22 protein-coding genes are annotated in these 22,601 nt (G+C 68.2%); 14 read left to right on the top strand and 8 right to left on the bottom strand.

What is annotated here, in order from left to right; translation table 11 throughout:
* The first annotated feature begins 63 nt into the window (after nt 1-63).
* Together ACE3T8_RS08105 and ACE3T8_RS08100 are read left to right on the top strand one after the other, a co-directional pair.
* Nucleotides 64-417 (top strand): GFA family protein, encoded by a 354-nt coding sequence (locus ACE3T8_RS08105; RefSeq protein WP_374608308.1) that lies wholly within the window; start codon nt 64-66, stop codon nt 415-417.
* Nucleotides 418-555: 138 nt separating this feature from the next.
* Nucleotides 556-1,437, top strand: a complete 882-nt coding sequence (locus ACE3T8_RS08100; protein ID WP_374608307.1) for a DUF2785 domain-containing protein — start codon at nt 556-558, stop codon at nt 1,435-1,437.
* 6 nt (nt 1,438-1,443) lie between these two features.
* On the opposite strand, the gene ACE3T8_RS08095 is transcribed toward ACE3T8_RS08100, so the two are convergent.
* Nucleotides 1,444-1,740 carry a hypothetical protein gene (locus ACE3T8_RS08095; RefSeq protein WP_374608305.1) on the bottom strand — a complete coding sequence of 99 codons (297 nt, stop codon included), beginning with the start codon at nt 1,738-1,740 and terminating at the stop codon, nt 1,444-1,446.
* A 145-nt stretch (nt 1,741-1,885) separates the two neighbouring features.
* On the opposite strand from ACE3T8_RS08095, the gene ACE3T8_RS08090 reads away from it, so the two are divergent.
* Both ACE3T8_RS08090 and ACE3T8_RS08085 read left to right on the top strand, forming a co-directional pair.
* Nucleotides 1,886-3,913, top strand: a complete 2,028-nt coding sequence (locus ACE3T8_RS08090) for a sulfotransferase (protein ID WP_374608304.1) — start codon at nt 1,886-1,888, stop codon at nt 3,911-3,913.
* Nucleotides 3,914-3,957: 44 nt separating this feature from the next.
* The gene (locus ACE3T8_RS08085) at nt 3,958-6,447 is read left to right on the top strand and encodes a TonB-dependent receptor (RefSeq protein ID WP_374608302.1); all 2,490 of its coding nucleotides are present in this window, start codon (nt 3,958-3,960) and stop codon (nt 6,445-6,447) included.
* Between the two features lie 72 nt (nt 6,448-6,519).
* Here the strand turns inward: ACE3T8_RS08085 and ACE3T8_RS08080 are convergent, their stop codons facing one another.
* On the bottom strand, nt 6,520-7,473 hold the full coding sequence (locus ACE3T8_RS08080) for a peptidylprolyl isomerase (RefSeq protein ID WP_374608300.1): 954 nt from the start codon (nt 7,471-7,473) through the stop codon (nt 6,520-6,522).
* Between the two features lie 129 nt (nt 7,474-7,602).
* On the opposite strand from ACE3T8_RS08080, the gene ACE3T8_RS08075 reads away from it, so the two are divergent.
* The gene (locus ACE3T8_RS08075) at nt 7,603-7,962 is read left to right on the top strand and encodes a PadR family transcriptional regulator (protein ID WP_374608299.1); all 360 of its coding nucleotides are present in this window, start codon (nt 7,603-7,605) and stop codon (nt 7,960-7,962) included.
* Nucleotides 7,959-8,870, top strand: coding sequence for a sensor domain-containing protein (locus ACE3T8_RS08070; protein ID WP_374608297.1), 912 nt, complete (start codon nt 7,959-7,961; stop codon nt 8,868-8,870). Before ACE3T8_RS08075 ends, ACE3T8_RS08070 begins: the two co-directional genes overlap by 4 nt.
* Before the next feature lie 33 nt (nt 8,871-8,903).
* On the opposite strand, the gene ACE3T8_RS08065 is transcribed toward ACE3T8_RS08070, so the two are convergent.
* Both ACE3T8_RS08065 and ACE3T8_RS08060 read right to left on the bottom strand, forming a co-directional pair.
* Nucleotides 8,904-10,268 (bottom strand): polyhydroxyalkanoate depolymerase, encoded by a 1,365-nt coding sequence (locus ACE3T8_RS08065; protein WP_374608478.1) that lies wholly within the window; start codon nt 10,266-10,268, stop codon nt 8,904-8,906.
* Between the two features lie 93 nt (nt 10,269-10,361).
* Entirely contained in the window at nt 10,362-10,955 is a 594-nt protein-coding gene (locus ACE3T8_RS08060; protein WP_374608296.1) for a class I SAM-dependent methyltransferase, read from the bottom strand.
* Between the two features lie 139 nt (nt 10,956-11,094).
* Between ACE3T8_RS08060 and ACE3T8_RS08055 the strand changes: the two genes are divergently transcribed.
* Entirely contained in the window at nt 11,095-11,514 is a 420-nt protein-coding gene (locus tag ACE3T8_RS08055; protein ID WP_374608294.1) for a CopD family protein, read from the top strand.
* Between the two features lie 119 nt (nt 11,515-11,633).
* On the opposite strand, the gene ACE3T8_RS08050 is transcribed toward ACE3T8_RS08055, so the two are convergent.
* The gene (locus ACE3T8_RS08050; RefSeq protein WP_374608293.1) at nt 11,634-13,340 is read right to left on the bottom strand and encodes an alkaline phosphatase; all 1,707 of its coding nucleotides are present in this window, start codon (nt 13,338-13,340) and stop codon (nt 11,634-11,636) included.
* Between the two features lie 113 nt (nt 13,341-13,453).
* Here ACE3T8_RS08050 and ACE3T8_RS08045 point away from each other — a divergent pair, with 113 nt between their 5' ends.
* Nucleotides 13,454-14,773: a dicarboxylate/amino acid:cation symporter gene (locus ACE3T8_RS08045; protein WP_374608291.1), complete on the top strand. Its 1,320-nt coding sequence runs from the start codon at nt 13,454-13,456 to the stop codon at nt 14,771-14,773.
* Entirely contained in the window at nt 14,770-15,180 is a 411-nt protein-coding gene (locus ACE3T8_RS08040) for a GNAT family N-acetyltransferase (protein ID WP_374608289.1), read from the top strand. The genes ACE3T8_RS08045 and ACE3T8_RS08040 overlap by 4 nt, the downstream gene beginning before the upstream one ends.
* 4 nt (nt 15,181-15,184) lie before the next feature.
* On the opposite strand, the gene ACE3T8_RS08035 is transcribed toward ACE3T8_RS08040, so the two are convergent.
* Nucleotides 15,185-15,601, bottom strand: coding sequence for a hypothetical protein (locus ACE3T8_RS08035; RefSeq protein WP_374608287.1), 417 nt, complete (start codon nt 15,599-15,601; stop codon nt 15,185-15,187).
* Nucleotides 15,602-15,695: 94 nt separating this feature from the next.
* Here ACE3T8_RS08035 and ACE3T8_RS08030 point away from each other — a divergent pair, with 94 nt between their 5' ends.
* Entirely contained in the window at nt 15,696-16,193 is a 498-nt protein-coding gene (locus tag ACE3T8_RS08030) for an acyl-CoA thioesterase (protein ID WP_374608285.1), read from the top strand.
* Between the two features lie 51 nt (nt 16,194-16,244).
* Here ACE3T8_RS08030 and ACE3T8_RS08025 read toward each other — a convergent pair whose 3' ends face one another.
* Both ACE3T8_RS08025 and ACE3T8_RS08020 read right to left on the bottom strand, forming a co-directional pair.
* Nucleotides 16,245-16,796, bottom strand: coding sequence for a C40 family peptidase (locus ACE3T8_RS08025; RefSeq protein WP_374608284.1), 552 nt, complete (start codon nt 16,794-16,796; stop codon nt 16,245-16,247).
* Between the two features lie 267 nt (nt 16,797-17,063).
* On the bottom strand, nt 17,064-17,615 hold the full coding sequence (locus ACE3T8_RS08020) for a C40 family peptidase (protein WP_374608476.1): 552 nt from the start codon (nt 17,613-17,615) through the stop codon (nt 17,064-17,066).
* 69 nt (nt 17,616-17,684) lie between these two features.
* Here ACE3T8_RS08020 and ACE3T8_RS08015 point away from each other — a divergent pair, with 69 nt between their 5' ends.
* The 4 genes from ACE3T8_RS08015 (at nt 17,685) to ACE3T8_RS08000 (ending at nt 22,594) form a co-directional block, all read left to right on the top strand.
* Nucleotides 17,685-18,167 carry a peptidylprolyl isomerase gene (locus ACE3T8_RS08015; protein ID WP_374608282.1) on the top strand — a complete coding sequence of 161 codons (483 nt, stop codon included), beginning with the start codon at nt 17,685-17,687 and terminating at the stop codon, nt 18,165-18,167.
* A gap of 246 nt (nt 18,168-18,413) precedes the next feature.
* Complete coding sequence (locus tag ACE3T8_RS08010; protein ID WP_374608280.1) at nt 18,414-19,676, top strand: DUF418 domain-containing protein; 1,263 nt, start codon at nt 18,414-18,416, stop codon at nt 19,674-19,676.
* A 131-nt stretch (nt 19,677-19,807) separates the two neighbouring features.
* Nucleotides 19,808-21,259 (top strand): DUF418 domain-containing protein, encoded by a 1,452-nt coding sequence (locus ACE3T8_RS08005; RefSeq protein WP_374608278.1) that lies wholly within the window; start codon nt 19,808-19,810, stop codon nt 21,257-21,259.
* 75 nt (nt 21,260-21,334) lie between these two features.
* Nucleotides 21,335-22,594, top strand: a complete 1,260-nt coding sequence (locus tag ACE3T8_RS08000) for an NAD(P)/FAD-dependent oxidoreductase (protein ID WP_374608474.1) — start codon at nt 21,335-21,337, stop codon at nt 22,592-22,594.
* Nucleotides 22,595-22,601 lie beyond the last annotated feature (7 nt).

Raw genomic sequence — 22,601 nt, 5'->3', positions numbered from 1 at the left:
CCTAGCGTGTGCGATCCGGGGGGGCGTGGCAACATACCGGCAGTCACGAACCGGAGCCCAGCAATGACCCTCCACGAAGGCAGCTGCCATTGCGGCGCGATCGCGTTCACCCTGGAAGGCGACATCGACACGGTCATCGACTGCAACTGCTCGATCTGCCGTCGCCGCGGCCACCTGCTGGCGTTCTTCCCGCGCAGCGCGATGGTCCTGAAGACCGCGGACGACGACATCGCCAGCTACAGCTTCAACAAGCATGCGATCCGCCACCGGTTCTGCCCGGTCTGCGGCATCGGCCCGTTCGGCGAGGGCACGCATCCGAAGACCGGCGAGGCGACCGTCGCGGTCAATGTGCGCTGCCTGCCTGATGTCGACCTGGCCAGCCTCTCGGTGATCCCGTACGACGGCGCCAGCCTCTGACCATGCGTCCACGCATGGCCTTCTCCATCTGGTGATGGGCGGCGGTTGCCGCCGCGCGTTCCGCCGGTTTCGGTCATTGCCGCAACGGTGGTCGGCATGCGTAGATGGCGGGCACCACGGGACATAAAGGGTCGGGCGATGCGCAAGCGCGGTTGGTGGTTGGGGTTGATCCTGCTGGCCTGTGCGCCGGCGCTGGCGGCCTGCCCGCCAGCGGGACAGGGCAGGGCGGGATTGCAGGCCTTGAAGGCAGCGGGTTTCGCGGTGGCGGATCCAGCCGGCAAGCAGGCATTGGCGATGGGACTGGTCGACTGCCTGGGCGATCCCGACCCGTTGCTGCGCGACGGCATCGCCTACGAGGCCCTGCAGCACTGGATGCGCGCGGGCGATTTCGATGCCGCGTTCCTGCGCCGCGTGCGCGATGCCCTGTTCGCGCGGCTCGATGGGCCGGATCCGCAAGGCGTGTCGCGTGCCTTCGCCGCGCTGGTGCTGGCCGAAGTGGCGCGCACCGATCGCGTCGCGCCATGGATGCAGCCGGCCGAGCGCGAGGCGATGCTGGCGCGTGCGACCGCGTACCTGGGGACGGTGCAGGACTACCGCGGTTTCGAGCCCGGCATCGGCTGGCGCCACGGCGTGGCCCACGGCGCCGATTGGCTGCTGCAGTTGTCGCTGAACCCGGCGCTGGAGGCGGCGCAGCTGCGCCGGATCCTCGATGTGGTCGCGTTGCAGGCGGTGCCGGCGTCCGGCCATGCCTACGTGTTCGGCGAGTCCGACCGGCTGGTGCAGCCCGTGGCCTACATCGCCCGCCGCGGTGTCCTGGTCGAGGCCGACTGGCAGGCATGGCTGGCGAGCCTGGTGGCACGCCTTGGGCCGATGCCGGCCGCTGGCGACGCCGCATGGCTAGCGCGCCGCCATGACCTCACGGCGTTCCTGTCCGCGCTCTACATCCAGGCGGATGCGAGCCAGAACGAGGCCCTGCGCACGCTCAAGCCGCTGGTCGCGAAGGCCCTGCTCGGCGGCTAGCCGGCATCAGGTTTCGTCGTCGTCCTCGAACTCGACCAGGACGTCCAGGTCGAAGGCCAGTGCCTCCACGGCCTCGCGCACGCGGCGGGCGGTGGAGGGATTGGGTGCGTCGATCTCGATCTCGTGCGCGTCCGGACCCCGCAGGTCGCTGAGGCCGGCCGAGCTGGAATCGGCATCGTCCATGCGTGGCATCAGGTCGGCGACCTCCTCGACGTGTTCGATGCCGTCCAGGCTCTGCAACAGGTTGGAGATCGCGCGGACATCGTCCTCGCTGCCGGTCAGGCGGATGCGCAACAGGGGCATGGGCGTGGTTTCCTTCGGGGGAAGCGCAGGCTAGGCGGCGAGGGGGGAAGGCGGGGTGAGGGCGCTGGACGCTGGCGCATGGCCGCGGGTAGATTGGATGCGTCGTGTCGGGGGGCGCGGCCCACCCAAACAGCCCAGGGGTCCGATGAGCGCCACCGCAGCGACCGTCAGCGTGGAGGCCGCGCTCGCGCATGGCATGCGCATGCTCGAACACGACCCGTTGATGGCCTCGGAACAGGCGCGGCAGATCCTGCATGCCTCGCCCGGCGAGCCGGGCGCACGGCTGCTGCTGGGGATGGCGCATAACGCACTGGGAGATCCCGGGCGAGCCATCGACGTCCTGCAGCCCCTGTCCGCCGAACAGCCCGCGGCGCCGCGTGTGTGGATGGAGCTCGGGTTGGCGTTGCTGGCGCGCGGGCAGCCAGAGGCGGCGCGCAACGCACTTGCGCAGGCGGCACGCCTGCAACCCGGCCTGCCCAGGGTGTGGCTGTACCTGGCGCAGCTGCTGGAGGCGGCCGGCGATCGCGGAGGCGCGGCGCACGCCTATCTGGCGCACGCACGCAACGGTGGGCAAGACCCGCAGTTGCTGACCGCCGGCGCGGCCCTGTCGGGCGGTCGCTTGCCGGAGGCCGAAGCCGTCCTGCGCGACCGCCTGCGTGGATTCCCGACCGATGTCGCAGCGCTGCGCATGCTGGCCGAACTCGCTGCGCGGGTCGGCCGCAACGAACAGGCGATCGAATTGCTGCAACGTTGCCTGGAACTGGCGCCGGGTTTCGCGATGGCGCGCCACCACTACGCACTGATGCTCGACCGCGGCAATCGCCACGAAGAGGCCCTGGTCGAGATCGATGCGCTGCTTGCGGACGATCCCGACAACCAGGGGCTGCGCAACCTGAAGGCCGTGGTGCTGGGCAAGCTGGGCGACTACGGCGACGCGATCCGCCTGTACGAAGCGATCCTGCGCGAGCGGCCGAAGGATGCGCGCGTGTGGATGAGCCTGGGGCACGCGCTGAAGACCGAGGGACAGACGGGGCAGGCAATTTCGGCCTACCGGCGCGCGCTGGAGATCGACCCCGGGTTCGGCAGCGCGTGGTGGAGCCTGGCGAACCTGAAGACGATGCGCTTCGATGCGCACGACATCGCCGCCATGCAGGCGCAACTGCAACGCAATGGATTGGCCGACGAGCAGCGCCTGCAGGTGGCGTTCGCGCTGGGCAAGGCGCTGGAAGATGCCGGGGATTACCAGGCGTCGTTTGCCCATTACCGGCAAGGCAACCTGCTTCGTCGCAAGCAGTTGCCCTATGACGCCGGCCAGACCACCCAGCGCCGGCGCCGCGCGCAGTCGGTGTACACGCCGGCGTTTTTCCGCGAACGCGCCGGCAGCGGCGATCCCGATCGGGCACCGGTCTTCATCGTCGGCATGCCGCGCGCGGGCTCGACCCTGGTCGAGCAGATCCTGTCCAGCCACCCGCAGGTCGAGGCGACGATGGAGCTGCCCGACCTGATCGCGATCGTGCGCGACCTGCGCGCGCGCACCCCGCAGCCGGAAATCACGTCGTACCACGACATCGTCGAGCAACTGGATCCGATCGAGTTCCGCGCGCTGGGCCAGCGTTACCTGGAGACCTCGCGGGTGCAGCGCAAGCTGGGCCGGCCGTTCTTCATCGACAAGATGCCGAACAACTTCGCCCACGTCGGCCTGATCCAGCTGATCCTGCCGAACGCGAAGATCGTCGATGCGCGTCGCCACCCGATGGCCTGCTGCTTCTCCAACTTCAAGCAGCATTTCGCCCGCGGCCAGGCCTTCAGCTACGACCTCGGGGACATGGGGCGCTACTACGCCGACTACGTGGCGCTGATGGCGCATTTCGACGCGGTCATGCCCGGCCGCGTGCATCGCGTCATCTACGAGGACATGGTGGCCGACACCGAAACCCAGGTGCGCGCGCTGCTCGACTATTGCGGGCTGGATTTCGACGAACGCTGCCTGCGCTTCTTCGAGAACGACCGCCCGGTGCGCACCGCCAGTTCCGAGCAGGTGCGCCAGCCGATCTACCGCGAGGGGCTGGACCAGTGGCGGCATTTCGAGCCCTGGCTCGAGCCGCTGGCCACAGCGCTCGGCCCGGCATTGCAGCATTACCCGGCACCGCCGCCGGGCGTTCCACAACCATAAGGCGGACCACCGTCATTCGCAGCCACCAACCCGGGGAAGAAACCATGTACAGCAACCGCAAGACCGTCCCGCCCAGTCCGCTCCGCCGCCTGCCGCTGGCAGTCGCGGTGGCGATGGTGATGTGCGCGCCGCAGGCCTGGGCGCAGGACGCCGCCCAGGATGGCGAGAAGAAGGACGCGCGCACCCTCGACACGATCACGGTGACCGCGCAGAAGCGCGAGGAAAACCTGCAGAAGGTGCCGATCAGCCTGCAGGTGCTGGGCAATACCCAGCTCGAGCAGCAGAACATCTCCGACTTCGACGACTACGCCAAGCTGATCCCCAGCCTGACCTACGGCACCGCCGGCGGCGGCGTGTTCTCCGGCCCCGGCTTCGTGCAGGTGTACATGCGCGGCGTCGCCAGTGGCGGCGACGGCAACCACTCCGGTTCGCAACCCAGCGCCGGCATGTACCTGGACGACCAGCCGATCACCACGATCCAGGGCGCCCTGGACATCCACATGTACGACATCGAGCGCGTCGAGGCCCTGGCCGGCCCGCAGGGCACCCTGTACGGCGCCAGCTCGCAGTCCGGCACGGTGCGCATCATCACCCGCAAGCCGGATCCCGAGGCGTTCTCCGCCGGTTATTCGGTGGAAGCCAACGGCATCGACGGCGGCGGCTTCGGCCACGTGCTGGAAGGCTTCGTCAACATCCCGGTCAGCGACCGCGCGGCGGTGCGCCTGGTCGGCTGGCAGAAGCACGACGCCGGCTACGTGGACAACATCCGCGGCACCCGCACCTATCCGACCTCCGGCATCACCGACGACAACGCGGACGTGGCCGAGGACGACTACAACACCGCCGACACCATGGGCCTGCGCGGCGCGCTGCGCTTCAACCTCAACGAAAACTGGACGATCACCCCGCAGCTGATCGCGCAGAAGCAGAAGGCCTACGGCAGCGCCGGCATCGACCCCAACACCGGCAACCCGGCCATGGGCTACGACGTGGCCAGCGGCGACATGGCGGTCAAGCACTTCTACCCCGAATCCTCCGACGACCGCTGGCACCAGGCGGCACTGACGGTCGAGGGCAAGATCGGCAACTTCGACCTGACCTACGTGTTCTCGCAGCTCAAGCGCGACGTCGATTCCGAATCCGACTACAGCGATTACGGTTTCTGGTACGACACCTTGGCCGGCTACGGCGCGTATTTCTGCGGCGATATCGACTTGGACACCTTCACTTGCGATCCGTCGACGTTCGTCAGCCCAGCGCAGTACATCCAGGCTACCGATGGCTACAAGCGCACAAGCCACGAACTGCGCGTGTCCTCGCCGCAGGAGAACCGCTTGCGCATGGTCGCCGGCCTGTTCTGGCAGCAGCAGAGCCACGACATCTTCCAGCGCTACAAGGTCGATGGCCTGTCGTCGGACATCCAGGTCAACGGCTGGGACGACACCATCTGGCTGACCGCGCAGCAGCGCAAGGACCGCGACGAGGCGGTGTTCGGCGAACTGTCGTTCGACATCACTGACGCCGTCACCGTGAGCGGCGGCATGCGCTGGTTCAAGGCCAACAATTCGCTGAAGGGCTTCTTCGGCTACGGCGACGGCTTCAGCGGCAGCACCGGCGTGTCGCAGTGCTTCTCCGACGAGGAATTCCACGGCGCACCCTGCACCAACTTGGACAAGCGCGTGAGCGAGCGCGACTCGCTGGGCAAGGTCAACGTGACCTGGCAGATCGACGACACCAAGATGGTCTACGCGACCTGGTCGGAAGGGTATCGGCCGGGCGGCATCAACCGTCGCGGCACGCTGCCGCCGTACACCTCCGACTTCCTGACCAACTACGAGCTGGGCTGGAAGACCACCTGGGGCAATGCCTTCGTGTTCAACGGCGCGCTGTTCCGCGCCGACTGGGAGGATTTCCAGTTCTCCTACCTGGGGCAGAACGGCCTGACCGAGATCCGCAACGCCAACAGCGCGCAGGTCGATGGCCTGGAGCTGGACCTCAGCTGGGCGGCCAGCTACAACCTGCAGATCAGCGGCGGCTTCGCCTGGTACGACGCCAAGCTGACCCGCAACTACTGCGGCTGGATCCGCCCCGATGGCGAACCGGAAACCGTGTGCCCGCCCGGCACGCTGAACCCCAACGGCGATCCGGTGGATGGCCCGCAGGCCGCGTCCGGCACGCGCCTGCCGATCACCCCCAGGTTCAAGGGCGCACTCAACGCCCGCTACACCTGGGACCTCGCCGGCGGCGAAGCCTACTGGCAGGCCTCGGCCTCGCACGTCGGCAACCGCCGCGTGGACCTGCGCGAAGCGGAGACCGCCTTGCTCGGCACCCTCGGCGCCTACACCACGGCGGATGTCTCGGTGGGCTGGAGCAAGGACAGCTGGTCGATCGACCTGTTCCTCAAGAACGCCTTCGACGAACGCGCCGAGATGAGCCGTTTCGCCCAGTGCGCCGCGCTCACCTGCGGCAACCAGCCGTACACGGTGATCGCGCAACCGCGCACGTTCGGGATCCGCTTCAGCCAGTCGTTCTGATCGGTCACGTCGTTACGTACGTGCAACGAAAAAGGCGGCCATTGGCCGCCTTTTTCATGATCCGTGCTGGCCTCACTTGGCCGGCGGCGCACGCACCGGCAAGGGCACGTTGCACAGGTCGATGTGGCCGACCGGGATCGTGTAGAAGCCGTCGACGCGGTTGCGGCGGGCCTCGGTGGCGTCGATGAAGGCCTGGCTGTCGGTGCGCAGCAGTTGCAGTGGTGTGCGCTGCGCTTCCGGCACGTCGCTGGCCAGCTTGATCGAGACGATCGGCGCGCGCTGTTCGGGTTTCTCGTAGAAGCCCATCGGCTCGGGGCCGCGCGGGATGACGCTGAGGAATTCCATGCCCTTGACCACGCGGCCGACGGCGCTCAGCTGGCGGTCGAGGCCGCGCGGAGATTGACCGGTGACCACATAGAGTTCCGCGCCGATGCTGCTGTCCGGGGCATTGTTGCGGCCTGCGCCGAGCATGCCGTAGCAGTGCGCCATCCACGCCTTGCCCGCCTTCGGATCGCGCGCGGCGGGCATGCCATCGATGAAGCCGACTTCCGGTGCATAGCCATCGCGGTCGGGCAATTTGTCGAAGCGCGCGCTCTTGGCATCGCGGGTGAATTCGGCGGGCAGGTGGGTCTTGGTGCCGGCGGGGTAGGGCTTGGCCTTGCCGGCTTCCTCGCCCTCGGCATCGCCGAACTGGACCACGAAATTGTCCTGCGAGCGGTAGATCGCCAGCCCGTCCCAGAAGCCGCCCTTGGCCATGGTCTTGATGTTGGCCACGTGTTCCGGCGCGAAGCCGGGTGCCAGTTCGATCACCACGCGGCCGGCCGGCAATTCCATGTACAGGGTGTTGGCCGGGTCGAGGTCGCGCCAGGCGCTGGCCGGGGCGGCATCGATGATCTCCTTGGCGCTGCGGTATTTCGGCTTGGCGGTGTCCTGCGCCAGGGCGGGCGTGGCGACGGCGAGCGACAGGGCGATGGCGAGCAAGGCAGGGCGCATGGGGCATCCGGAATGCGGGAAAGGCCGAAGCATAGCGTTCGCGCCGGATCGGGCAACGGGGCCCCAGCGGCGGCTCTAATGCGAGGGTGTGACTACTGGCACATTCGCTATATCGAATTGAATAGTAGTGTTCGATCCAACATAGACACGGCGGATCCGCAGATGGACGAAACCCTGTTACGGAAATTCCACAAGGAGCTCAGCGCCGGCACGGTGTCGCTGGCCTTGCTGGCAGTGGTCGCGACCTCGACCGAACCGATGTACGGCTATCAGATCGCCAAGCGCCTGGAGCAGACCGGCGACGGCGTGCTGGCCGGCAAGCAGAGCGCGCTGTATCCGGTGCTGCGGAACCTCGAAGGTGCCGGCCTGCTGGACAGCTTCGTCGAGCCCTCGGTCAGTGGTCCGCCGCGCCGCTACTACCGCGCCACCGCTGCCGGCCGCGACGCCCTCACCGACTGGAGCGCCGCCTGGCGCGCCACCCGCGATTCCCTCGATGCCGTGCTCAAGGAAGCCAGCGCATGAACACCGCCCACGACCTGCCCACCACCATCCCCGCCTACCTGGAACGCCTGCGCCAGTCGCTGCAGGGCTGCGATCCCGCGCTGGCGCAGGATGCGCTGTACGACGCCGAGGACTACCTGCGTTCCGAACTGGCCGCCAATCCCGGCAAGTCCGAAGCCGACGTGATCGCCGCGGTCGCCGGCAGCTACGGCGCGCCGGACGAAGTCGCCGACATCTACCGCGACACCGAGGCCCGCGTGCAGACCGCGTTGCGCGCGCCGCCGCCGCCGCCGCGCAAGTCGGTGCTGGGCCGCTTCTTCGGCGTGCTGGTGGATCCGCACACCTACGGCTCGCTGTTCTACATGCTGCTGGCGCTCGCCACCGGCACGTTCTATTTCACCTGGGCGGTGACCGGGCTGTCGCTGTCGTTGGGCCTGGCGATCCTGATCATCGGCATCCCGTTCGCGATCCTGTTCATCGGCGCCACCCGCGTGCTGGCCCTGGTCGAGGGTCGGATCGTCGAAGTGATGCTGGGTGAGCGGATGCCGCGCCGACCGGTGTACACGGATCGCAGCCTGCCGTGGCTGCAGCGGATCGGCGCGATGTTCACCGACCCGCGGACCTGGGGCACGGTCGGCTATTTCCTGGCGATGCAGCCGCTCGGCGTTGCCTACTTCGCCGTCGCGGTGACCACGCTGGCACTGGGCGCGGGCTTCATCGCGCTGCCGTTCGCGCACTGGTTCGGCTTCGACGCCAATATCGACATCGAGCTCTTCGGCTTCGTCGATCCGTCCTCGCCGTGGATCTGGCCGCTCAGCATCGCCGTCGGGATCGTGCTGATCGTGGCGATGCTGCACCTGGCGCGGCTGGTCGGTTACCTGCACGGCAAGCTGGCGAAGGCGCTGCTGGTGAGCAACCGGGCCTGGTGACAGCACGCGATAGGGATCGAGAAAACGCCCGCGCTAGCGGGCGTTTTTCTTGCCGGTCGATGGCTTCGCCGCGGGTTTTTTCCTGGTTGTTCCACTCGATGCAAGCTTCGCCGCGGGTGCCGGTTCCAGCGCCAGCGAGCGCTGTGCAGGTTCGACCGCCGCATGCGTGGCAATGAAGTCGCGTACCTGCGGATAGACCTGGGTGCGCCAGCGACGCCCACTGAAGATGCCGTAATGGCCGGCGCCGGGCACGGTGTAGTGCTGTCGGTCTGCCTGCGGGATGCCGGTGCACAGCTTGTGCGCGGCGCGGGTCTGGCCCTGGCCGGAGATGTCGTCGAGTTCGCCTTCGATGGTCAGCAGCGCGCAGTCGCGGATCTTCGACGGATCGACGCGCTCGCCGGCCACGTCCCACAGGCCGCGCGGCAGCAGGTGTTCCTGGAACACGGTGCGGATGGTGTCCAGGTAGTACTCGGCGGGCATGTCCAGCACCGCGTTGTATTCGTCGTAGAACTTGCGATGTGACTCGGCCGAGCTGAGGTCGCCCTTCAGCAGGTCCTGGTAGAAATCCCAGTGCGAGGTCTGGTGCCGCTCCGGGTTCATCGCCACGAAGCCCATGTGCTGCAGGAAACCCGGATACACGCGGCGGCCGTGGCCGGGATAGTTGGTCGGGACGCTGTGGATGACGTTGTCCTGGAACCACGACAGCGGCTGGCGGGTGGCCAGGTTGTTGACCGAGGTCGGCGACTCGCGGGTGTCGATCGGCCCGCCCATCATCGTCATCGACTTCGGCAGCGGGTCGCCATGCGCCGCCATCAGCGAGATCGCCGCGAGCACCGGCACGGTCGGCTGGCAGACGCTGATCACGTGCAGGTTGTCGGTGCCGATGTGGCGGATGAAGTCCTGCACGTAGGCGATGTAGTCGTCGAGGTGGAACGGCCCGGCCTCGGCTGGCACCATGCGCGCGTCGGTCCAGTCGGTGATGTACACCTTGTGGTCGGCGAGCAGGGTACGCACGGTGTCGCGCAGCAACGTCGCGTGATGCCCGGACAACGGCGCCACCACCAGCACGCTGGGATCGTCCTTGAGATCGCGCAGCTTGTCCTCGTTGTCGGTGAAGCGCTTGAAGCGCAGCAATCGGCAGAACGGCTTTTCCAGCGCCACGCGCTCCACGACCGGGACCGGCACGCCATCGACCTCGACCTGGTGGATGCCGAATTCGGGCTTCTCGTAATCCTTGCCCAACCGGTACATCAGCTCGAACGCGGCGGCGGTGCGTTGCGCCCCCGGCACCGCGGACAGCCAGCTGTCGTTGGCGGAATACATCTTGGCGCCGGCATCGGCGAAATAGGTCCAGGGCGCCAGGCCGGCGCGCCAGGCTTCGTGCAGGTGGTAGAGCAGCATGCGGCGGCCAGTCCCCGTGTCGGATCGATGATGCGGCAATGCAGCATAACGCATCGTCCGGGGCCGGCCGTGACCGCGGTCGCGCTTCGCCTAGGCGGGCAGTTCCAGCGCCGTCGCCTGGCCGGCCAGTGCGGGCGACAGCCAGCAATGCGAGCCCAGCGGACGCAGGCCGGTGGCGCGCAGGCGGGTGGTGTAGAACGCCGCCGGTCGTCGTTTGAATTCGTGATCGTCGCCGACCGCTTCATCCTCACGGGCGAAGGCTTCGATGAAGGCCACGCCGCCGCAGAGTTCGGCCAGCGCGGGCAACCCGCGCGCCAGTTCGCGGGTGGGCAGGTAATGCAGCACGTCGCTGCAGACCAGCAGGTCGGCGGGCGCGCAGGGGCGCAAGTGTTCGAAGTCGGCGAAGGTCGCGTGGTGCAGGTTGCGGCTGCGGCCATAGCGGGCGATCGCATACGCGCTGGCGTCGAAGCCGATGTAGGCCAGCTTCGGTCGCAGTTTCAGCAACGGCGCGCGCCATGCGCCCTCGCCGCAGCCGATGTCGAGGACGCTGCGGATCGGCCGTTCCAGGTGGTATTCGGCGGTCGCCACGGCCAGCGCCACCTTGCGCGCCAGCCGCGCGGCGCCACCGATGCCGCCGCGGCGGTACCAGCGGTCGAAATAGGCGCGGTCGTAGGTCTTGGTCATGGTGCGCTTGTCATCCTGGGCGAAGCTCTTGCCGAAAAGGGGCCAGAGTAAATTTCGCGCCAGAATAGCCATGCCCGCGATGCGATGTGGATCGCGAAACTTTACTCTGGCCCCTTTTCGACGAATCGCGAGCGACCCGATGGCCTACCTGCTGACCAAGACCGCACACATTGTCTTCGTGATCGCGTGGATGGCCACGGTGTTCTACCTGCCGCGGATCCTCGTCAACATCGCCGAAGCCGGCGACGAGCCGGCCGTCCGCGCGCGACTCGTGTTGATGGGGCGTCGCTTGTACGGCTTCGGCCATTCGATGTTCGGCATCGCGGTGGTGCTGGGGGCGGTGCTGTGGCTCCACTTCGGCATCACCGGCGGCTGGCTGCATGCGAAGCTGGCGCTGGTCGCGGCCTTGCTCGCGTACTTCATCGTCGCCGGGCGCTGGCTGAAAGGCGTCGATGCCGGCAAGTCGCTGCCGTCGCCGACGGCATTGCGCTGGTTCAACGAAGCGCCGGTACTGATGCTGTTCGCGATCGTCTACCTGGTGCTGGCGAAGCCGTTCTGAGGCATCTAGCGGCCGGCGCGAAAAGGCGAAAAGGGGTCAGAGAACATGTCCTTCCGTGATTTCGAACGCTGATGCGCATCGAGGGAAATGTTCTCTGACCCCTTTTCGGGGTGCCAGGATCAGCGCGGCTTGAACGCTTCGACCGCCGGCAATGTCACCGGCACGCCGTTCGCATCGCACAGGCCCTTGGCGCACAACGCTGCACGCAATCGTGGCGTGGCCTGCGCGGCGAAGTGGAAAATCGTGTTCTGTTCCACGCTGCCGCGGATCGCGTCGCTGCCGGGGCCGCGCGCCCAGATGCCGACGTCATCGCCGCCATGCGTTTCGTTGGGCAACGGAACGGTGGACTCCTGCATGTAATCGGGATGCTCGGTGTCCACGTTGCGCAGATCGGGGCGCCCGTCGGCGGCCTCGTATTCCTTGCCCATGTGCGGGTAGCGCTTGGGGCCCGCGGGTTGCGAGCTGCTCGCGCCGGTGTAGCCGGGTCCGTTGGCGTAAGTGAGCGTGGTGTAGGGCAGGCCGAGGCCGTCGTTGACCAGGCCGCCGTCATCGTCCTCGCCGCTGCCGCCGCGGACCTTGCCGAGGATCGGGTTGCCGCGCTTCGGATAGCCGACGAAATTCAGCACGTGCGAATGGTCGGCGGTGACGATGATCAGGGTGTCGTCGGGCGAGGTCGCCTCGGTCGCCGCACGCACGGCGTCGCTCATCGCCACGGTGTCGCTGAGTGCGCGGTAGGCGTTGCCGTAATGGTTGGCATGGTCGATGCGCCCGCCTTCGACCAGCAGCACGTAGCCGTCCTGGTCGCGCGACAGGCGCGCGATCGCGGCGCGGGTCATCTCCGCCAGTGACGGCTCGCCGGCCACGTCCTTCGGCCGTTCGTACTCGAATTGCATGTGGTCGGGCTGGAACAGCGCGAGCAGCGGCTTGTCGAGCGGCGCGGCATCGAACTGCGCCTTGTTCCAGGCATAGGTGCCGCCGGGATGGCGGCTGCGCCAGTCGGCGATGAGATCGCGCCCGTCGAGGCGTTCGCCGACCTTGTCGTCCTCTTCCGGATCGCGCTGGGTGACCGGCATGAAATTCTTGCGGCCACCGCCCATCAGCACGTCGAAGCCGCGCCCGAACGGGGTTTCCACCAGTTGCCGGGCGATGTCGATGCAGCCTTCGCGCACGGCCTGGTCGGGCAGGTCGCTGTCGTTTTCCCAGTTGCGTTCCGGCGTGTGGGTAAAGGTGGCACCGGGCGTGGCATGGGTGACCCGCGCGGTGGTGACCACGCCGGTGGCCATGCCGCTGCTCGATGCGAGTTCCCACAACGTCAGTGCCGGCGCCGCCAGGGCACCCGCGCAATCCTTGCGCTGCGCGGTCTGGCCGATGCTGAGCACACCGGCGCGGGTCTTCACTCCCGTGGCGATCGCGCTCATGGTGCCGGCGGAATCCGGGGTCTGCGAGTCGGTGTTGTAGGTCTTGCTGAGCGCGGTCGCGGGGAATGTTTCCCAGGCGAGGCGGTTCTCTTCGCCGCTGCCGCCCTTGCGCTGGCCTTCGAAGATGCGTGCCGCGGCCACCGTGGTCAGGCTCATGCCGTCGCCGAGGAAGATGATCACGTTCTTCGCCCGGCCCTGCATCGCACCGCGCGCAGCGGCCTGCGATGCGCCATCGCGGAACCACCACGCGGCGGTCTCGCCCGCCGGGTGCGCGATGGCCGGCACGGCGACATCGATGCCGGCGCTGCGGGCAGGTGGGGAACCGGTGGTCGGGGCGCCAGCGCAGGCGGTCAGGACCAGTGCGCAGGCGAACGGAAGCAGGGGACGGCGTCGGGGGAATGGCGTCATCCGCCGATTATGAACGTTCCGCATGTCGCTCGTCCTTCAGTGTTGCGGCCCGGGCACTGACGGACCCGCGGGGGCTCGGGTATGGTCGCGGTCTGCCTCGCTGGGTGACGCGCATGTTCGAGTGGTGGTTCCGCATCAAGTTCTGGAAGCGCGTGGTCGCCGGCTTCGTCCTCGGGGCATTGGCCGGCTGGGCGTTCGGTCCGAATGCCGAAACCTGGTTCGGTCCGCTGGGCGATCTCTACGTCACCCTGATCAAGATGATCGCGGTGCCGCTGGTGTTCTTCGCGGTGATCAATGCGGTGGCCTCGCTCAGCGGGCAGAAGTCGATCGCCGCGCTGGCCGGGCGCACCTTCGTCTGGTTCGCGATCACCGCGGTGCTGGCGGTCGGCGTGGGCCTGGCGTTCGGCTGGATCCTCAAGCCCGGCGTGGGTGTCGGCGTGCTGCAGGTTGCCGCCGACTACAAGGCCAAGCAGGTGCCCGGCGTGGTCGACATGCTGCTCAACCTGGTGCCGGCCAATCCGTTCCAGGCGTTGGGCGGCGCGTCCACCGCGAAGACCGCCGATGGCATGACCGTGCTGGTGCCGCGCAACGGCACGGTGCTGCAGGTGATCTTCTTCGCCGGCCTGGTCGGGTTCGCCATCGTCAAGCTGGGCGAGAAGGTCGCGGGCATGCGCAAGCTGGTCGGCGAGGCCAGCGAGATCATGATCCAGGTGACCCGCTTCGTGCTGGAGTTCACCCCGATCGGCACCTTCGGCCTGATCGCAGCGCTGGTCGGTGGCTACGGCTTCGAGCAGTTGCGTCCGCTGCTGATGTTCGTGGTCGCGCTGTATGCCGCGTGTGCGTTCCACATCGTCGTGGTGTACGGCGGCCTGTTGCTGGCGCATGGCCTGAACCCGCTGAAGTTCTTCCGCGGCGCGGCGCCCGGCATGCAGGTGGCGTTCGTTGCATCGAGCAGCTTCGCGGCGTTGCCGGTGTCGCTGCGCAGCGCCACCCACAACCTCGGCGTGGACAAGGATTACGCCGCGTTCGCGGTGCCGCTGGGCGCGACCATCAAGATGGACGGCTGCGGTGCGATCTACCCGGCGCTGGCAGCGGTGTTCATCGCGCAATACGCGGGCATCGAGCTGTCACTGTCGCAATACCTGATCATCGCGCTGGCCTCGGTGCTGGGCAGCTTCGGCACGGCCGGCGTGCCGGGGACCGCGGTGATCATGGCGACGGTCGTGTTGAGCGCCGCCGGGCTGCCGCTGGAGACGATCGGCTATCTCTACGCGATCGACCGCATCCTCGACATGATGCGGACGATGACCAATGTCACCGGGCAGATCCTGGTGCCGACCTTGGTGGCGAAGCAGACCGGCATGCTCGACCGCACCGTCTACGAAGCCGCATCCACCGATGTCGGCCTGGACGAGGCCGACGCACCACGATGAGCGAGGTCGCGATCGAATTGGTCGAGCGTTTCCCGGGCGTCGCCGATTACCGCCGCCTGCGCGCGGCGACGGGCTTGTCGGCGAAGTCGGAGCCGGCCGCGCTGCGCGGTCTCGCCAACACGACCCATGGCGTCAGCCTGCTGCGCGATGGCGAGGTGGTCGGCATGGGCCGCATCGTCGGCGATGGCGGCTGCTTCCACTTCGTGGTCGACATCGCCGTGCTGCCGGAGTTGCAGGGCCGTGGCCTGGGCAAGCGGATCATGGGCGCACTGGATGCCTGGTTGCGCGCGAACGCCGAGCCGACCGCGCATGTCTCGCTGTTCGCCGATGGCCAGGCGAAGCATCTCTACGCGCAATACGGATTCGCCGAGTCCAGCCACTCGGTGGGGATGTTCTACCGGGTCTGAGCGGTCACGCGGTGCGGCGGCCCTTGCCCGCGAGCCATGCGCCGGCGAGCGCGGCCGGGATCGGCAGCAGCAACCCGACGACCGCCATCCACTGCGGGTGACCGGGCATCTTCACGATCATGCCGACCACGCCGGCCATCACCATCAGCGCCGGCACCACGGCAGCCGCGCGTGGATGCCCGTTGCGGGCGATGAGCGCCGCCACGAAGCCGCCATCGAAGGCGCCGATCACCCAGGCCGCCACCACGAACACCATCGCCCCGATGGGCAGTGCTTGGATGATCTTCGCCATGTCCTCGGTCACCATCGGGTCGAGCCCCGCCGGTGGCGGGAACACCTGGTGGCCGGCGAATTCGATCAGCATGACCGTGGCGACGGCGAAGACCAGTCCGACCACCGCGCCCAGCAGCGTGCGACCCATGTGCATTCCCCCGTCGATGCCCGCAGGCAGCATCGCGCCGCGACGCGGCCATCGCAAGCGCGGCGTAGCATGGCCACTCCCCACGGAGACCAGCATGAGCGGACAGCAGCGCCAGTTGACCATGCGGTTCCTCGCCGAACCCACCGACGTGAACTACGGCGGCAAGGTCCACGGAGGGCAGGTGATGAAGTGGATCGACCAGGCCGGCTATGCGGCGGCGGTGGGCTGGAGCGGCAGGTACAGCGTGACCGTGGCGGTGGGCGGGATCCGTTTCGTCGCGCCGATCCGGATCAGCGACCTGGTCACCGTGGAAACCACCCTGGTCCACACCGGCACCAGCTCCATGCACTTCGCGGTGGATGTGCGGGCGCGCGACCCCATGCAGGATGCCGGCGAGCGCCTCTGCACGCATTGCGTGATCGTGTTCGTGGCGCTGGACGGCGTGGAGGGCACGCCGGTCGCGGTGCCTGCGTGGACACCCGACAGCGACGAGGACCATCGGCTGGCCGAGTATGCGATGCAGGTGATGGCGCTCAGCAAGGACATCGAACAGACCGTGGCCCGCTATCGCGAGGCCGGCAGGAAGGCCTGAAACGCAGGACGTCGCCCGGGGGCGGCGTCGGCGGGAAGCCGCGAACCTGATTCAGGCGCCGGTGGCGAGACGCCGGGCCTGCAGGTACTTCTGGCTCCAGTAACCGCTCTCGAGGCTGGACACGGTCACGTCGCGGCCGGTGCGCGGGGCATGCAGGAACTTGCCCTCGCCGATGTAGATGCCGACGTGGTCGACGCGGCCACGCTTGCCGAAGAACACCAGGTCGCCCTCGGCCAGCGCGGTGCGATCGGCAACGGCGGTGCCTTCCTGGGCCATCGAGCGCGAGACGCGCGGCAGGTCGATGCCGATGGTGCGGAACACATAGCCGACCAGGCCGCTGCAGTCGAAGCCGCCTTCCGGGCTGGTGCCGCCCCAGCGGTACGGCGTGCCGAGCAGCGAGAACGCGCGCTGCAGCACCGACTTGATGCGGGACGAGGTGGTCGGTGCGTCCTGGGCGCTCTGCAACGCGGCGATCTGGGCGACCAGCGGGGCGTTGTCGGGGCTGGCCAGGTCGACCGGGGCTACGGCGTCGAGCGGAGCCTGGGTCGCGACGGTCACCGAGGGCGCGGCGTCGGCCGGCGGCGCGGTGGGGGTGATCGCCATCGCCGGGGCGGCGCAAGCGGCAAGCGCCACGGCGAGGAAGAGGTTGATTCCCCGGCGGGCGGGGCGGGCGGCGGTATGGCCGTGGGGCAGGGTCGCTGTCGTCACGCGGTCATCACGATTTGAAACCAGCGGCGACTATGCCCGTGAGCGCCGGGTGAAGGGTTCAAAAAACGTTAGCTGGACGCAAATGAGTGCGCTGACCGGTCACAAAAATGGCCATTCGGCGTATTCAGTTTGATGAAAGGCGGCAGATCGCAAGCCGTTGATTCAATTCAGCAATCGCCGCGCGCCGGTGTAATGATCCCGCCACCAGGCCCCGTCGAGTCGATCCAGGCGGACCGTGCCGCCACTGTTCGGGGCGTGCACGAAACGCCCTTCGCCGACGTAGATGCCGACGTGGCTGACCTGGCCGCCACTGCCGAAGAACACCAGGTCGCCACCGGCCAGCCGGTCGGTGGCGATCCGCGGGCCCTGGGTGGCGGCAAGCTCGCGCGAGGTCCGCGGCAGGCGCAGGTCGAGCATGTCGCGGAACACGTAGGTGACCAGGCCGCTGCAGTCGAAGCCGCCTTCCGGGGTGTTGCCGCCGTAGCGGTACGGCGTGCCGACCAGGCTGATCGCGCGCATCAGCACCGCATTCGCCTTCGTCGGGTCCGCGGGTTGGACGATGGGCCCATCGCGCTGGGGCGTTCGCTGGCTCGCGCTCGGGCGGACGTTGTCGTTGCCGCCGCAACCGGCCAGCAGCAGGGCGGTCGATAGCGCCAGCACGGCATTGCGCCGATAATGCGCGCCCGGTCGCTGTTGGCAGTCGGCTGGTCCCATCATCCGCGCAGTGTTCCCGCATCGCCGTTCGGCGGCAAGCGCGCAACTGCACCAAGACCGAGAGCACCCATGAAGATCGAGAAAGACCGCGTCGTCCGTTTCCACTACGCCGTTGCCGAAGCCGGGCAGGAGCCCGTGGAGAACTCGAAGGACGGCGGCCAGCCGCTGGCGATCCTGTTCGGCCACGGCAACATCATCCCCGGCCTGGAAAAGGCGATGGACGGCCGCGAGGCGGGCGACAGCTTCAAGGCCGACGTGCCGGCCGCCGATGCCTATGGCGAGCGCCGCGATGGCCTGAGCCAGCGCGTGCCCAAGAAGCATTTCGGCGCGCAGAAGCTGGCGCCCGGCATGCAGGTGGTGCTCAACACCAACTTCGGCCCGCGCGCGGTCACCATCGAGAAGGTGGGGATGAGCGTGGTCGACGTCGACCTGAACCACCCGATGGCCGGCAAGGACCTGGAATTCGACATCGAGATCGTCGAGGTGCGCGAGGCGTCGGCGGAAGAACTGGCGCACGGCCACGTGCACGGCGACGGCGGCCACCAGCATTGATCCTGCTGCGCAGGATCAATCCCGAAGTTTGCTTTGCGAACTTCGGGCCCCGCCAAGTACTTCCTGCCCGGCCCGGCTTGGTACAAGCCGGGCGTTCGTTGGCCTGCGCGGCAATGCCGCGCAAACAGACCAGCCTCCCCCCCTGACTCAGGGGGCTTGAAGATCAACCCGACGGCCCGCGCAAGCGGGCCGTTTGCGTTGGTCGATGCGCTACGCTGCCGGCACGCAACCGGGGAGGGGCGTTCCATGTCGGGCATGCAGGCGGTGGGGCCGGTCGCTGCGGGCGAGCGGGTGGAAGTGATGGACGTGCTGCGCGGGGTCGCGCTGCTCGGCATCCTGCTGATGAACATCGAGGCCTTCGTCGGGCCGTTGATGGAATCGATCACCGGGGTCAACCCGCGCTTCAGCGGCATCGACCGGTCGGTTGATGCGGCGATCTACGTGCTGGTGCAGGGCAAGTTCATCACCATGTTCTCGCTGCTGTTCGGGATGGGCTTCGCGGTGATGCTGGAACGGGCGAATGCCGGCGGCCGCAACGGCACCGCGCTCTACGCACGCCGCCTGCTGGCCCTGCTCGGCATCGGCCTGGCGCATGCGTTGCTGGTCTGGTCCGGCGACATCCTGCTGACCTATGCGCTGCTCGGCTTCGTGCTGCTGCTGTGCTTCCGGCGCACGCCGGTCTCGCGCTTGCCGAAGTGGGGCGTGGCGCTGTTCGTGTTGCCCCTGCTGCTGACATTCGCGATGGCGGGCTTCGCCACGCTGGCGGCGCAGGATCCGCAGGCGGCCGCCGAGTTCCAGAAGGGCATGGCCGCGCAGGCGCAGCAGATCAATGCACTGGTCGAGGGCGAGCGACTGGCCTTCGGTGCGGGCAGCTATGCCGATGCGGTGGCCCAGCGCGCGACCGACACCGGCGCGATGCTCGGCTTCCTGGTGTTCTTCGCCCCGACCCTGCTGGGCGTGTTCCTGTTCGGCGCGTGGTTCATGCGCAGCGGCACGATCCGCGACAGCGCCGCGCACCTGCCGCTGTTCCGCCGCCTGCGCAACATCGGTTTCGGCATCGGCCTGCCGCTGATGCTGTGGTCGGCGTGGACCCATCCCACCATGAGTTTCTCGGAGATGAGCCTCGGCAGTGCGGCCGCGCAGGCCGCGGCGCAGGTCGCCAACCTGCTGATGATGCTGGGCTACCTGTCGGTGATCGTGCTGGCGATGCAACGGCCGTCATGGGCGAACCGGCTACGCTTGCTGGCGCCGGCGGGGCGCATGGCGCTGACCAACTACCTGATGCAATCGGTGGTGTGCACGCTGGTGTTCTACGGCTACGGCCTGGGGTTCTTCGAACAGTTGCCGCGCGCGTGGCAGCCGCTGTTCGTGCTGGCACTGTTCGCGCTGCAGGTCGTCTTCAGCCATTGGTGGCTGGCGCGCTACCGGCTCGGGCCGATGGAATGGCTGTGGCGGTGGATGACCTACGGCAGTCGCCCGGCCATGCGCCTGCAGCCGGCGGCAGGCTGACGTCGATCGACAGGCAAGCGGCCCGCAGTGCGGGTCGTTCGAATTGGCCGCGACGAAAGGCGCAATGACTTCCGGCCCGCGTGTGCGCGCCGTGCGCATGCGCTAATCGCGGCCTCATCGGGGGATATCGAATGAACCAGGAATTCCGTCCGGTCGCGATCCGCGACCGCATCGAGGTGCTGGATGTCGTGCGTGGCTTCGCTCTGCTCGGCATCGCGCTGATGAACGTGGAGTTCTTCAATCGGCCGCTGGGCGACCTGGACGCAGGCATGCCGGCCGGCGTCACCGGGATCGACTACTGGGCCGGCTGGTTCGTCCACGTGTTCGTCCGCGGCAAGTTCTGGACGATGTTCTCGCTGTTGTTCGGCATGGGCTTCGCGGTGATGCTCACCCGCGCCGAGCAGTCCGGTCGCGGCTTCTTCGGACCGTACCTGCGGCGCACGCTGGCGCTGGCGGTGTTCGGTGCATTGCATTTCATCTTCCTGTGGACCGGCGACATCCTCTTCAGCTATGCCGCCGGCGCCATGTTGCTGATGCTGGTGTTCTATTCGAAGCCACGGATCCTGCTGTGGCTGGGCGTGCTGCTGCTGGTGCTGGCCGCTGGCTTCGGCGCGGCGACATCGCTTGGCCATGCCTTGCCCTGGCAACCGATGCTGGGTTTCGGCATCCCGTTGCTGCTGTTCGGCGTGATCGCGTATTCGTTGCGGCGCTGGCCGCTGTCGGGGCTGCGTGCGGCGGGGTTGGCGCTGTACCTGATCCCGGCGCTGGCGATGACCATCGGCGGCGCGGTGATGATCGGGCAGCCGCCCGAGGCCGAGCGCGACCGCCAGCAGCAGTCGCAGGCGAAGACGCCGGAGCTGAAGAAGGCGCTGGCGGAAGCGCGGGAGCAGCGTGCCGAACGCCGCCAGGAACACGCGCAGGACATCGCCGACGAAACCCGGCTGATGCGCACGGGCACCTATGCCGAGGCGACGGCGTGGCGCGCGCAATCCTTCGTCAAGCACCTGGGCCAGAACGTCAGCTTCGCGGTGATCGTGCTCGGCGTGTTCCTGCTCGGTGCCTGGTTCATCCGTTCCGGGGTGATGGCGGATCCCGCGTCGCACCTCCGCCTGTTCCGGCAACTGGCGTGGATCGGGATTCCGCTGGGGATCGGCTTGAGCGTCGTGGGTGCCGGCATCGCGCCGACCCATGTGCGCGGGCAGAACGACGCCGCCTTCCAGCTGGCGAGCGGACTGGCATTCGTCGGCAACCTGGCGGCCTGCCTGGGTTACCTCGGCGTCGTGGTCCTGCTGTTCCATGGGCGCTTCCGCGACTGGCTCGCGCACCTGGCGCCGGTCGGGCGCATGGCGCTGAGCAACTACATCCTGCAGTCGCTGCTGGGCACCTTGTTCTTCTACGGCTACGGGCTGGGGCAATGGGGCCTGCCGCGCGCGCAGCAGGTGGTCTACGTACTCGTGGTGTTCGCGCTGCAGGTGCTGCTCAGCCGCTGGTGGCTGTCCAGGTTCCGCTACGGTCCACTGGAATGGGCGTGGCGCTGGATCACGTACGGCAAGCGCCCGGCGCTGCGGGTGGCGACCGACTGAGGACGGTGGCGGAGGCCGGTGTTCCCCGGATAATGGCGGCCTTGCCTCTACCGGGATGACGGCGTGACGTCGCGATTGAACGACAACCCGATCGATGTGCTGGTGGTCGGTGCCGGCGTGTCCGGCCTGGCCACCGCGCTGGCGCTGTTGAACGATGGACGCGCGGTCACCGTCATCGATGCCGGCCGCATCGGCGGCGGCGCCTCGCACGGCAATTGCGGCACGCTGACCCCGAGCCACGCAACCCCGCTGGCCGCGCCGGGCACCATCGCCAAGGCGATGCGCTGGATGTTCAAGAAGGATGCGCCGCTGTTCGTGCCGCCGCGCTTCGATCCGCTGCTGTGGCGCTGGATGGCGGGCTTCGCCCTGCGCTGCAACCTGCGCGACTGGGAAGCCAGCGCGCGCGCGAAGTACACGATGCTGGCCGATTCGCGCCTGCGCGTGCAGCGCTGGATCGAGGACTACGGCCTGGACTGCGACTTCGTCGAGAGCGGCGAGGACTACGTGTTCCGCGACCAGCGCACGATGGCGGGCGAGATGCACGAGATCCCGCTGCTGCGCGACCTCGGCATCGACGTCGAACTCATCGATGGCGCCGACTATGAAGCTCAGGAGCCTGCACTGAAGCCCGGCGTGGTCGGTGCGATCCGCTTCAGCGGCGATGCCGCGCTGCGGCCCGACCGCTACGTGGCGGAGCTCGCGCGCGTGGTGCGCGAACGCGGCGGCCGCATCGTCGAGGATTGCGCCCTGCACTCGCTCGAGGCGGGCAAGGACGGCGTGGTCGCGATGACGGCGCAAGGCACGCTGCGCGCCCGCGATGCGGTCATCGCCACCGGCGCCTGGTCGCCGCGCATGGCCCGCGACATCGGGCTGCCATGGCTGCGAAACGCGATCCAGCCCGGCAAGGGTTATTCGATGACCTACAGCCGGCCGGCCTTGGTGCCGAAGCGGCCGATGATCCTGCATGGACCCTCCGTCTGCGTCTCGTCCTGGCCGGGCGGGTTCCGCCTGGGCAGCACGATGGAATTCTCTGGCTACGACAGCAGCCTCAACGAGGCGCGCCTGGGCGCGCTGGAGCGCGGTGCGCGCCAGTTCCTGCACGAACCTGTCGGCCCCGAACTGCGCGAGAAGTGGTTCGGTTGGCGGCCGATGAGTCGTGACGACATCCCGCTGCTTGGCCGCGCGCCCGGCCATCGCCACCTGTGGCTGGCGGTCGGCCACGGCATGATGGGCGTGGGCATGAGCGCCGGCACCGGCCAGTTGCTGGCCGACCTGATCGGCGGTCGGGCACCGGCGATCGATCCCGCGCCGTTCGATCCCGCGCGCTTCGCCTGAGGCCGTC

Source organism: Thermomonas sp. (assembly GCF_041919455.1).
Lineage (GTDB): Bacteria > Pseudomonadota > Gammaproteobacteria > Xanthomonadales > Xanthomonadaceae > Thermomonas.
Note: the sequence above shows the minus strand (reverse complement) of the source record. Positions and strands in the feature narration are given on the sequence as shown.

What these genes read in the sequence shown, in the direction of transcription:
- ACE3T8_RS08105 (WP_374608308.1), top strand. Translation starts at nt 64, where the DNA reads ATGACCCTCCACGAAGGCAGCTGCCATTGCGGCGCGATCGCGTTCACC.
- ACE3T8_RS08100 (WP_374608307.1), top strand. Translation starts at nt 556, where the DNA reads ATGCGCAAGCGCGGTTGGTGGTTGGGGTTGATCCTGCTGGCCTGTGCG.
- ACE3T8_RS08095 (WP_374608305.1), bottom strand. Translation starts at nt 1,740, where the DNA reads ATGCCCCTGTTGCGCATCCGCCTGACCGGCAGCGAGGACGATGTCCGC.
- ACE3T8_RS08090 (WP_374608304.1), top strand. Translation starts at nt 1,886, where the DNA reads ATGAGCGCCACCGCAGCGACCGTCAGCGTGGAGGCCGCGCTCGCGCAT.
- ACE3T8_RS08085 (WP_374608302.1), top strand. Translation starts at nt 3,958, where the DNA reads ATGTACAGCAACCGCAAGACCGTCCCGCCCAGTCCGCTCCGCCGCCTG.
- ACE3T8_RS08080 (WP_374608300.1), bottom strand. Translation starts at nt 7,473, where the DNA reads ATGCTTCGGCCTTTCCCGCATTCCGGATGCCCCATGCGCCCTGCCTTG.
- ACE3T8_RS08075 (WP_374608299.1), top strand. Translation starts at nt 7,603, where the DNA reads ATGGACGAAACCCTGTTACGGAAATTCCACAAGGAGCTCAGCGCCGGC.
- ACE3T8_RS08070 (WP_374608297.1), top strand. Translation starts at nt 7,959, where the DNA reads ATGAACACCGCCCACGACCTGCCCACCACCATCCCCGCCTACCTGGAA.
- ACE3T8_RS08060 (WP_374608296.1), bottom strand. Translation starts at nt 10,955, where the DNA reads ATGACCAAGACCTACGACCGCGCCTATTTCGACCGCTGGTACCGCCGC.
- ACE3T8_RS08055 (WP_374608294.1), top strand. Translation starts at nt 11,095, where the DNA reads ATGGCCTACCTGCTGACCAAGACCGCACACATTGTCTTCGTGATCGCG.
- ACE3T8_RS08050 (WP_374608293.1), bottom strand. Translation starts at nt 13,340, where the DNA reads ATGACGCCATTCCCCCGACGCCGTCCCCTGCTTCCGTTCGCCTGCGCA.
- ACE3T8_RS08045 (WP_374608291.1), top strand. Translation starts at nt 13,454, where the DNA reads ATGTTCGAGTGGTGGTTCCGCATCAAGTTCTGGAAGCGCGTGGTCGCC.
- ACE3T8_RS08040 (WP_374608289.1), top strand. Translation starts at nt 14,770, where the DNA reads ATGAGCGAGGTCGCGATCGAATTGGTCGAGCGTTTCCCGGGCGTCGCC.
- ACE3T8_RS08035 (WP_374608287.1), bottom strand. Translation starts at nt 15,601, where the DNA reads ATGGGTCGCACGCTGCTGGGCGCGGTGGTCGGACTGGTCTTCGCCGTC.
- ACE3T8_RS08030 (WP_374608285.1), top strand. Translation starts at nt 15,696, where the DNA reads ATGAGCGGACAGCAGCGCCAGTTGACCATGCGGTTCCTCGCCGAACCC.
- ACE3T8_RS08025 (WP_374608284.1), bottom strand. Translation starts at nt 16,796, where the DNA reads ATGGCGATCACCCCCACCGCGCCGCCGGCCGACGCCGCGCCCTCGGTG.
- ACE3T8_RS08020 (WP_374608476.1), bottom strand. Translation starts at nt 17,615, where the DNA reads ATGGGACCAGCCGACTGCCAACAGCGACCGGGCGCGCATTATCGGCGC.
- ACE3T8_RS08015 (WP_374608282.1), top strand. Translation starts at nt 17,685, where the DNA reads ATGAAGATCGAGAAAGACCGCGTCGTCCGTTTCCACTACGCCGTTGCC.
- ACE3T8_RS08010 (WP_374608280.1), top strand. Translation starts at nt 18,414, where the DNA reads ATGTCGGGCATGCAGGCGGTGGGGCCGGTCGCTGCGGGCGAGCGGGTG.
- ACE3T8_RS08005 (WP_374608278.1), top strand. Translation starts at nt 19,808, where the DNA reads ATGAACCAGGAATTCCGTCCGGTCGCGATCCGCGACCGCATCGAGGTG.